The 10,271-nt window shown below is 41.8% G+C and carries 12 protein-coding genes; 5 read left to right on the top strand and 7 right to left on the bottom strand.

Features of this window, described 5'->3' with window-relative positions; translation table 11 throughout:
• The 6 genes from WBM98_RS03925 to WBM98_RS03900 form a co-directional block, all read right to left on the bottom strand.
• A partial coding sequence (locus tag WBM98_RS03925; protein WP_424364720.1) for a DUF4038 domain-containing protein occupies positions 1-271 on the bottom strand: 271 nt, incomplete at its 3' end.
• Positions 272-342: 71 nt separating this feature from the next.
• Positions 343-801, bottom strand: a complete 459-nt coding sequence (locus WBM98_RS03920) for a DUF1569 domain-containing protein (protein WP_424364719.1) — start codon at positions 799-801, stop codon at positions 343-345.
• Positions 802-958: 157 nt separating this feature from the next.
• The gene (locus WBM98_RS03915; protein ID WP_424364718.1) at positions 959-1,600 is read right to left on the bottom strand and encodes a class I SAM-dependent methyltransferase; all 642 of its coding nucleotides are present in this window, start codon (positions 1,598-1,600) and stop codon (positions 959-961) included.
• Between the two features lie 82 nt (positions 1,601-1,682).
• Positions 1,683-2,417, bottom strand: coding sequence for a glutamine amidotransferase (locus WBM98_RS03910; protein WP_424364717.1), 735 nt, complete (start codon positions 2,415-2,417; stop codon positions 1,683-1,685).
• Positions 2,414-3,319, bottom strand: a complete 906-nt coding sequence (locus tag WBM98_RS03905; protein ID WP_424364716.1) for an SMP-30/gluconolactonase/LRE family protein — start codon at positions 3,317-3,319, stop codon at positions 2,414-2,416. The genes WBM98_RS03910 and WBM98_RS03905 overlap by 4 nt, the downstream gene beginning before the upstream one ends.
• 3 nt (positions 3,320-3,322) lie before the next feature.
• Positions 3,323-4,819, bottom strand: coding sequence for a TolB family protein (locus WBM98_RS03900; protein WP_424364715.1), 1,497 nt, complete (start codon positions 4,817-4,819; stop codon positions 3,323-3,325).
• 229 nt (positions 4,820-5,048) lie between these two features.
• Between WBM98_RS03900 and mazG the strand changes: the two genes are divergently transcribed.
• From mazG to WBM98_RS03875, 5 genes are all read left to right on the top strand, one after another.
• Positions 5,049-5,822, top strand: coding sequence for a nucleoside triphosphate pyrophosphohydrolase (gene mazG, locus WBM98_RS03895; RefSeq protein WP_424364714.1), 774 nt, complete (start codon positions 5,049-5,051; stop codon positions 5,820-5,822).
• A 93-nt stretch (positions 5,823-5,915) separates the two neighbouring features.
• On the top strand, positions 5,916-7,289 hold the full coding sequence (locus tag WBM98_RS03890) for an MATE family efflux transporter (RefSeq protein WP_424364713.1): 1,374 nt from the start codon (positions 5,916-5,918) through the stop codon (positions 7,287-7,289).
• Positions 7,290-7,295: 6 nt separating this feature from the next.
• Entirely contained in the window at positions 7,296-7,523 is a 228-nt protein-coding gene (locus WBM98_RS03885; RefSeq protein ID WP_424364712.1) for a hypothetical protein, read from the top strand.
• 5 nt (positions 7,524-7,528) lie between these two features.
• Complete coding sequence (locus tag WBM98_RS03880) at positions 7,529-8,098, top strand: phosphatase PAP2 family protein (protein WP_424364711.1); 570 nt, start codon at positions 7,529-7,531, stop codon at positions 8,096-8,098.
• Positions 8,095-9,753 carry an ArnT family glycosyltransferase gene (locus WBM98_RS03875; RefSeq protein ID WP_424364710.1) on the top strand — a complete coding sequence of 553 codons (1,659 nt, stop codon included), beginning with the start codon at positions 8,095-8,097 and terminating at the stop codon, positions 9,751-9,753. Before WBM98_RS03880 ends, WBM98_RS03875 begins: the two co-directional genes overlap by 4 nt.
• Before the next feature lie 158 nt (positions 9,754-9,911).
• Here the strand turns inward: WBM98_RS03875 and WBM98_RS03870 are convergent, their stop codons facing one another.
• Complete coding sequence (locus tag WBM98_RS03870) at positions 9,912-10,094, bottom strand: hypothetical protein (RefSeq protein ID WP_424364709.1); 183 nt, start codon at positions 10,092-10,094, stop codon at positions 9,912-9,914.
• Positions 10,095-10,271 lie beyond the last annotated feature (177 nt).

The raw sequence follows: 10,271 nt of genomic DNA, 5'->3' as shown, positions 1-10,271 counted from the left end.
CGTAAGGGTTTGGGGTGTAAATTCCGTCTATTTCGGCAAGGGCCACGGCTTGAATCACATTGAACCCTTGTGCTGCCCTCTTCTCCAAATAATGGGCTGCCTGTTCTCGATTGCATCTGTGAAAAAGCTCCCAAGCAGTATCGGCCATCCAAAAAAATGGTTTGCCATCTTCGGTCATTATAAAGCGTTGGTTCTCACTGACCACTAAGCGTTGTGCTGTCATCGTTGTAGTTATAAAAATCAGGCATACCATCGGGTAAATTCGTATCATGTTTCCTATATATTTGATTCGCATAATAAACAGGCCCATAAAATTAAAAAGGTTTATTTATTATTCTCAATTCACACGCCAAACTGTTGTAAATGGTGATCCAGATGTTTTGAAAAAAGGGTATTCCATTCCTTCGCCGATAATGCGCCAAAGGCATGGGATTCCTTCCCCTCAAAATGTGCTTCGCCCAATTGCTGGGTCTTTTTCAAATAGTCTATCAATCGTTGTTTTTCTGTGTCAAATTCCCGTTGATCGGCGATCAGGAACATGGGTGCTGTTCGGGTGTTCCTTTTATAGGGTTTTGGTCCCACCACCACATTTTTTGCGAACAATTTTATCATGAATTTTTGAAAGCCCTTGGGTTTCGGGTGTTTGTCCGTATATACCAATTCATAGGTTACATTGCAATGTGCCAACATTTGGGCAACATTCATCTTTCCCCAAAGATGGGGGGTGTCTTTGGTCAATGTATTGATTCTATCAATAGTTGCTTGGCATTCTTTGGCATTGAAAAGATTTTTCCAACTCATGATTTTTCGGTTTTTAGATGGAATGTAAAATACAAATTAATATAATTCCTTGACGAACTGAAATTCAATTCAAAAGGTAGACCCTCCTTTTGTGTTTAACTGGAATCGATTGTAAGGAGTAAAGTTTAAAATACCCGCCAACTCCTATTTTTAAACGTTAGCCTATGTTTTTTCTAGCTATGATTATCGTGTGGACTTCCGTGGTCCCATCCAACTTTTGATATTCCTTATCGATTAGATGAATGGTACTCAGGGAATTCTTTTCAAGTTCTTCTTTTATACGTTCAAGTTCATGAAAATGGAAATAGACCCTATCGCCCGCACTACCTTTAATAAATCCAGAGTTTTTATAATGCCCGGCCACAAAACTTACATAGAACATCCCGTTTTCCTTTAATAGGTTACAACAATTGTAGAACAACTTGGTGCAATCGGATTTCGATATATAGGGGATGGTAAAACCACAGATGACTCCGTCAACTATTTTCTGAAGGTCAGTAAGATTTCGGCAATCCATAACTTCAAAGTCAGTATTTGGATTATTCTTCCTGGCCAGCTCGATCATCTTTTTGGAAACATCGATCGCATGGATTTTATAGGAGGGGTTGCGCGTTGAAATATACTTGGTGATATTACCCGGACCACATCCGATTTCCAATAGGCTTGCATTTTTCTTATGTATCGATCCACAGAAGATATCATACGTATCATTGTACAATTCCAGATCCATGAAAGAATCTTCGTATTGCTGGGCAATCTTATTCCATGTTTTAAAGGTTTCCTGATAGGTATTATCCATCGTTTTAAAAGTGATACTGGATTATATGAATTTATTGATAACTCTAGTATAATATCCGGCTATCCCAAGTGCTTCGTATGTTTTAGCCATGATTTTTAAATTGCACCACAAAACGCTTCAGTATTTCCTTGGAAACCGGGGTATTTAAATCACGTACCGAGGCAATCAAAGCTTCGGCTTCTTCAGGAGGAAAATAACCATAATCCTTATAGGTGTGTATTCGTACTATAAATTCATCCGCATCGGCCTCAGGATGGAACTGTGTAGCATAGATATGTTGTTTTACCCGAAACATTTGAACGGGACATGAGGTTGAGGTCGCCAAAAGAACAGCACTTGGCGGCAAATCATCGCAGGCCTCCTTATGACCTACCAGGGCTGAAAAAGTTTGTGGCAAACCCTCTAAAAGGGGGTCTTTTGCCCCTTCTTCCGTAATCTCTAGCCTAACACTCCCAATAGGTTCGGCATAGGTAGTTGAAATCGATGCCCCGCAATAGTTGCCTAATGCCCCATTCCCCGAACAAGCACCTAAAAAGGGAAAATCATGATGAACCACATCATCGAAGAGGGCATTGAAAAAATCTTCAATGTTTTTTTGAATGGGGCTTTTCAGGTGCTCTGGAGTGCTTATGTCAAATGGACTCCCCCCTGCTATGATCGCGGAGTACTCTTCCAGATTTATCGAGGGACTACCCTTCTCTAACCGTACTCGGTGTACTTCGTCGGGGGTCAATTGTCCTACCCGTAAAATGGCCTTGAATTCACTATCTGCGGTTGCATCTTCGGGCCGCATTTGTAAGATCAGAAATTTCTTCATTGCACCCCCCTTACATTCATATCCAGGGTGTACACTGAATTCATCGCAGTGATAAACAGTTTGTTGTGCTCTTTGCCTCCAAAAGTCACATTGGCCGTCCATTTTTGGGCTATGGGAATATGTAAAATCTGTTCCCCTTGTTCATTGAAAACGGTTACCCCATCCCCAGTAAGATAAACATTGCCTTGATCATCCAAGGTCATTCCATCAGAACCTAGGGTAGTAAAAAGTGTTTTGTTCGATAGGCTTCCATCCTCAGTTATGGAATAGGAATAGGTTTTTTTGTCCCCAATATCGGCTATGTAAAGAATATTGCCGTCAGGAGTACCGATTATCCCATTGGGTTGTACAAATTCATCTGCGACAACGCGAAGTTCTTTCTGGTCAGGAGCTAGGTAATAAACGCGTTTGGCTTCCTGTTCGGGTTCTTGATGGTCCCACCAGGGTCTTTTGTAAAAAGGGTCGGTTAGGTAAACCCCGCCTTTCTTATCGACCCATAAGTCATTGGGGCCGTTGAGTTTCTTGCCCTCATAATTGGTAACAAGGACTGTCGCATTCTTGTCGGCATCAATACGCCACAATTGGTTTTTTTCATCGGCACAGGCCAATAGATAACCTTCGTTGTCAAGATAGAGTCCGTTTGAACGTCCTGAGGGTTGCATGTATACCGAAACCGTATTGTCTTCCGCGGACCACTTTAGTATCCTATCATTGGGTTGGTCTGTAAAGTAGACATTGCCTTCCTTGTCGGTGGCAGGACCTTCGGTGAATTCATAGTCTGAAGCCACTAATACGGGTACAGCCCCGGATGCTAGTAAAGAACGTTCCTGTGCATAATTGGAGGTTGTACAGAAGATGATTGAAAACAGTGCGGAATACGTGATTAACTTAAAGTTTCTCATAGATCAACGGATGGTATAGCTTACAAAGGCGATGTTTTTGCTGTCAGGCGACCAGGAAGGAACATTGATGGTGCCTTGACCCCCAAAAAGATTGGCAAGTACGGTGACTTCCTTGGTTTCCAAATCCATGAGCCGAAGCATAACGTCCTTATTTGGTGGATGAAGGCCTGCAGGCACATCGGTATTGAAGGTGACATACACCAGCCACTTACCATCTGGGGATGGATGGGCAAACCAGTCATTGTAATCGTCCGTCGTAATTTGCTCCTGCTCGGAACCGTCAGGTTTCATCCGCCATATTTGCATGGTTCCCGTGCGGGTAGAGTTAAAATAGATGTATTCGCCATCAGGGGAATAATCAGGACCATCGTCAAGGCCTTCCGCATCGGTAAGTCGGGTCTCTTCACCACCTTCAAATGGAATGGTATAGATATCATAATTGCCATTGCGTTCTGCACAATAAGCCAGTGTTTTACCATCAGGAGACCAGCCATGCCAGTAGGAGGGGGCAAGGGGCGTTATTTTTTTTGGAACACCGCCCTCTATGGGAAAGGAATAAATCATGGATTGTCCAGTTTCCGTCTGGTCGCTGATGACCATTTGCGTCCCGTCGGGTGAGATGCCATGGTCATTATTGATTTTATTTGCAAAATCCGTTGGGATCATGTTTGGCGTCCCACCTTCAACTGGAATTGTATAAAGCAATCCTTGGCTATTATAGATCAAGGTTTTGCCATCAGGTGTCCAATTAGGAGCCTCAATATGGTCTTTCGTATGGAAAACTACGTTTCTGTTTAAAGTGGAAATGTCAAGGATTTCAAGACTGCTTTCGACTTCTATATTCGAATCGGTATTCTTCATGATATTTTCAATTTCAACATCTTTGAATTTTATGGTTTCGATGACCTCATTATTATGGGAACTAACCCCAAGCCCTATAAAAAAAGGTTCCGTAAATGCTAAGCGTAATGAGCCAGCGACAATACTTAATTCTTCGTCCTCCGATGCCGTTGAGATCGAGAAGTGATTACCCACTTTTCTCAATTTTACTTTTTCGGGGGCCACTAGGTTCGTTTTCACCTCTTTGGTCAAACCACCTTTGGCATCCCTAAATTGCATAGAGGTGAGTCCATCACCATGTACGGCAACATCAACGTATGGGGCATCTGGGTCAAGGCTTTGCCGGATCATTAAACAGCCTTTTCGATGCGGGTCAACACCTTCACCCACCATTTCAATAAGGGCCGACAGGGATACATCGCCCGACATTTTTTTCCAAACAAAATGGAATTCATCGGTATTGAACCACATATTGGTGCCACTGCCCGAAATGGTATACGTGTTGTCCGATGGATTGAACTCGGCAGACCCCTGAAGACCTACATTGCCAATATCGCCATTGCCCTCAAAAATTCCTAAATCGGGTATTGTTGGTGTTTCCCACGATGCAACCAACACCGCAACCATGATAAGTGCTGGATAAATCAATTTATATTTCATCTGTTTAAAATTTTATAGTTTACTGAAAATGAAGAAACTAAAAATTTCTGCACATTCAGTAATTCGCATTAAAAATTTAATCATTTCGGTTGGTATGCAATGATGAAATTTGTTTATGCTCATTTCATACTTTTTACGGTTGATTTTAAGCGATTTAAGATAGTTAAAATTGCACAGAGTACCTACATAATAATCCTATTTGTATTTGTATTTTTGTCAAAAGAAAATCATGAAATCCAGAGCACTACAATTGGAGGCATTCGATCGTTTATTGACCATTATGGACGAACTTCGCGAACAATGTCCTTGGGATAGAAAGCAAACCATGCTAACGCTACGGCATCTTACCATTGAGGAGATGTATGAACTGGCCGATGCTATTTTGGAGGGAGATTTGGTCGAGGTCAAGAATGAATTGGGTGATCTATTGTTACATATTGTTTTTTACGCTAAAATCGGTTCTGAAACGAATGATTTCGATATCGCGGATGTCTGCAATAGTATTTGTGAAAAGTTGATCCATAGGCACCCCCACATTTATGGTGACGTCAAGGTCAAGGATGAGGAAGAAGTGAAACAGAACTGGGAAAACATAAAGTTGAAAGAAGGCAAAAAAAGTGTTTTGGAAGGGGTGCCCAAGGGACTTCCGGCCTTGGTGAAGGCCAACCGCATTCAGGATAAAGTAGCAGGAGTGGGCTTTGACTGGGAAAAACCCGAACAGGTATTTGAAAAAGTCAAGGAAGAACTTTCCGAATTACAGGAAGAAATCAAGTCGGGCAATGCCGATAAGGTGGAATCCGAATTTGGGGATGTGCTCTTTTCCATGATTAATTATGCCCGGTTTTTAAAGGTAGATCCTGAAAATGCCTTGGAACGTACCAATAAAAAATTCATTGACCGGTTTCAATATCTAGAAAACAAGGCAAAGGAATTGGGTAAATCCTTAAAGGATATGACGCTTAGAGAGATGGACGTCTATTGGGAAGAAGCCAAATCCCTTTAAGCAAAATCAACCCATCCCATTCCAGAATTTCATGTAATAATCCATTCCATACCGGGGAAGAAGTTATCTTTGCACCCGCTAAAGCATCCAACCTTGTTCAGGCAATACACTAAAGAATTCAAATACAATATCAGGTTATCCGTTCCGGTCATCTTAGGTATGCTGGGGCATACCTTTGTCGCTTTTGCCGATAATATCATGGTAGGTCAATTGGGAACAGCTGAATTGGCGGCGGTTTCATTAGGGAATAGTTTTGTGTTCATCGCCATGTCCTTGGGTATAGGTTTTTCTAATGCGATTACCCCTTTGGTGGCCGAGGCCGATGGCGCCGGCAATAAGGCGGAGGGTAAAAGTGCACTAAAGCATGGCTTGGTATTGTGTACTGTTTTGGGCTTTTCACTTTTTGGTATTATCCTTTTGTTAAAACCGATTATGTACCTCATGAAGCAACCACCTGAGGTTGTGGCGTTAGCAATGCCCTATCTTGATTTGGTGGCATTTTCATTGGTTCCCCTGATCATATTTCAGGCCTTCAAACAGTTTTCCGAGGGACTATCCCAAACGAAATATCCCATGTACGCAACGATTATTGCGAATGTGGTGAATATAGTTTTGAATTACTTATTGATTTTTGGTTCTTTCGGATTCCCAAAATTGGGAATCGTAGGTGCTGCCATAGGAACTTTGATTTCCCGATTTATTATGGTTCTCTATATCTGGTTTTTACTCAAAGGGAAGAAAAAATTCCATGATTATGTGACCGGCTTTAATTTCAGGCTGATTGAAAAGCGGGTCATGCGCAAGATCATAAACCTAGGATTTCCATCGGCATTACAAATGTTCTTCGAAGTCGCCATTTTTACGGCCGCCATATGGTTGAGTGGGGTATTGGGCAAAAATGCACAGGCGGCCAACCAAATCGCCTTGAACTTGAGCAGTATGACCTTCATGTTCGGAATGGGGCTTGGGGTAGCGGCCATGATTCGCGTGGGAAACCAAAAAGGAATTCGGGATTTTCGTGAATTACGACGTATAGCGCAGTCTATTTTCTTTTTGACCCTGCTTGTTGAGATTGTGTTTGCAGTGCTATTTTTATGGGGAAGACATTGGTTCCCCACCATATATTTGGATGTAGATGATGCCAAGAATCTGGCAGATAATACCGAAGTGATTTTCCTGGCCGGCCAATTATTATTGGTCGCGGCTTTCTTTCAAATTTCGGATGGAATCCAAGTGGTGGTCTTGGGCGCTTTGCGGGGGTTGCAGGATGTGAAAATTCCAACCCTGATAACCTTTGTGGCCTATTGGGTCATCGGTTTTCCCGTATCGTATTATCTAGGGCTGCATACCGATTTTGAGAGTACCGGAATTTGGATCGGTCTGCTTACAGGATTGAGCGCATCGGCGATTATGTTGTATATTCGATTTAATTATTTGACAAAAAAACTGATTACAGCACAATTATAAAGTTACATGGAACTACCAAAATTCATTTTGGGCGACAATACCGATTGGCCCACTGCACTATTTGTGATACATACCGAATATCCCAGGTTTATTATCAATCTTGAGAATGATGAGGTGGAATGGTTAGAGGACTTTACCCAAGAGGACGAAAAGGAACTCGAATCCGAAGCCGCAAGCCTTATTGAAAAAGCGACTGCCTTTTATGATCGGGAAGTCTCCCGCTATGAAGATTGATAATTATGCTCGAACAACTCCTACAGCTCGATAAGGAAGCATTCCTTTTTCTCAATAGTTTGGGAAACCCCACTTGGGATGGCTTTTGGATGTTCGTTACCCATAAATTGAGCTCAATCCCCTTATATCTCCTATTGCTTGTTTTAACTTATAGACAATTGGGATTGCGTAAAACCCTGGTTGTATTGGCTACTGTGGCCATATTGATTTTGGTCACCGATCAATTGGCCAATTTCTTTAAATATGGGGTCCAGCGATTGAGACCTTGCTATGACCCGCAAGTAAGTGGGCTGATGCGCTTGGTGAAGACCTCTTGTGGAGGCAAATTCGGGTATTTTTCTGCCCATGCGGCCAATTCATTTGCAATAGCCCTTTTCTTAACCACCTTGTTGAGGTCACAGTTCAAATATATGGGATTTCTGTTGTTCTCTTGGGCCACCGTGGTTGCCTATAGCCGTATTTATATCGGGGTACACTTTCCTCTGGATGTCATTACCGGAATGCTTATCGGTCTGGGCATGGGTTGGCTATTTGCAAAGTTGTATATATTTGCACTTCACAAATTCCAACTATGATTTCAAATACCAGATATTGGTTTTTGTTACTGCTTGTAATTCTGGTTTATATCACCGGAATGTTCGTTACCCTCTTCGAGAATGATTCTGCCCAGTTCGCGGTCATGGCCATGCGCATGGTTCAGGAAAACGATTTCCTAAGCCTTTTTAAGGGCCCGGAAGAATATCTCGATAAACCCCATATGCACTATTGGCTGGCGGCACTATCCTACAAGGTTTTTGGGATTCACGATTGGGCCTATCGCATACCTGGGTTATTGGCGACGCTATTGGGTGCTTATAGTTGTTTTGGATTGGGCAAACTCTTGTACAACCGCAATGTGGGCAAATTGGCAGCACTTATTTTCATGACCAGTCAGACCATTGTTTTGGGTGCTATCGATGTGCGAACCGATGCAGTATTGACGGGTTTTGCCATTTTTGCCATTTGGCATTTGGCGGCCTATATCGAAAAGAATTCATTGAAACATATACTGTTGGGCGCTTTTGGGGCCGGGATGGCATTTTCGACCAAAGGGCAGATAGGCCTTTTGGTTATCGGATTGCCGATACTATGCCATTTGGCCTATACCCGAAAATGGAAAATGTTCCTGAATAGTAAAGTGCTTGCAGGACTCCTAATGTTCGCTGTGGTCATTACCCCCATGCTGTATGCTTATTATCATCAATTCGATCTGCATCCAGAGAAGATCATTCGGGGAAAAGGCGAAAGAAGCGGTATTTTCTTTATTTTTTGGGAACAGAGTTTTGAGCGATTGAGTGGGGAGGGAGTCGGTAAAAACAGTAGTGATTACTTCTTCTTTTTCCATACCTTTTTATGGGTATTTCTACCTTGGACAGTAGTGGGCTTGGTGGCCTATTTGCAAAAGGCCAAAGCCATCATAAAAGCGAAATTCAACTATGAGCCGGCACAGGAGTTCTTGACTTTGGGGGGAATAACCCTGATATTCATAATCATTAGTTTCGCCCAGTTTAAATTACCCCATTATTTGAATATCGTAATGCCTTTGTTCGCCGTATTGAGTGCTGGTTATTTACATCATTTATATGTCGTGGAAAACCAAAGGATCAAGAAACTGCTTCTGGGTTTCCAGTATTTCATTCTAGGCATAATTTTCCTAGCTGTTACATTCATTTGCTTTTTTGTCTTTAAAACCGATTCCTATTACAATTACATCTGGAAGTTTGTTTTGGGCGTTTTCATTATATATTACAGTTTAAAACGAGAGGATTATTATTTTAGGATCATCACTATCGGAGTCGTAGGTTCCGTGCTTTTGAATGGTGTCTTGAATGCGCATTTTTATCCTTCTTTATTGCAATACCAAGCTGGATCCACCATGGCCAAAACCATTCGAGAGAATGACATACCCACGGATAAGATCTATAAGATTTCTGAAAACCATACCTGGGCATTGGATTTTTACAATCAAAAGCCGGTCAAAATCACCTCCTTATCCGAATTGACCGATAGCAAGGATGTATGGGTATATGTCTCTGAAAAGGAATTGAAAACACTGAGGGATGCAGGGTTGGACTGGGACCGACAATTGACCGAAAAACAATTCCGGATCACACGGTTGCAAGGCAAGTTCCTAGATCCGATTACAAGAAAGAAGGTGGTGAACAAAATGCATTTGGTACACATTTATTGAGCGGTTTTTCAGCAGTTTGCCATTTCTTTAATTGAATTGATTAGAACCCGGCTGGGCCCTGCTCCCTTGTTTCCTATAAAATGTCATGCCCTCCTTTCGAAAAGGCATAGGATTAACTCCAACATAAACCTAAATAGCAGAATTTCGATTTTTGGCTTTCAGGTCAACATGAAACTGTTACGATGGATTTTAAAATCGACTTCCTGGAAATTAGTTTTGTGATCTTTAAAGCATTCCGATTTAACGGCTGTTTTAAGATCCTCGCCATTCAGGTTGCAATAATCGATTGCTTTGATATCGACAATTAATTCATGAATGATTTCAATCATAGTATATCTCATTATGGCTCAATACTTTTAGGCATTAGTACATCTATATACCATGTAAACAATACATATCAGGATTACTTTGCAAGTATTTGTTTTATCCTGTTGGGCAGTCGACGTGACCAAAAGTAAAATTGTAAGTGGAAGCGCATTGTAGAGCCTACATGATCTGTCAATAAGATTTGAATCCTA

It is taken from the genome of Maribacter sp. (assembly GCF_049667165.1).
Classification (GTDB): Bacteria; Bacteroidota; Bacteroidia; order Flavobacteriales; family Flavobacteriaceae; genus Maribacter_A.
Note: the sequence above shows the minus strand (reverse complement) of the source record. Positions and strands in the feature narration are given on the sequence as shown.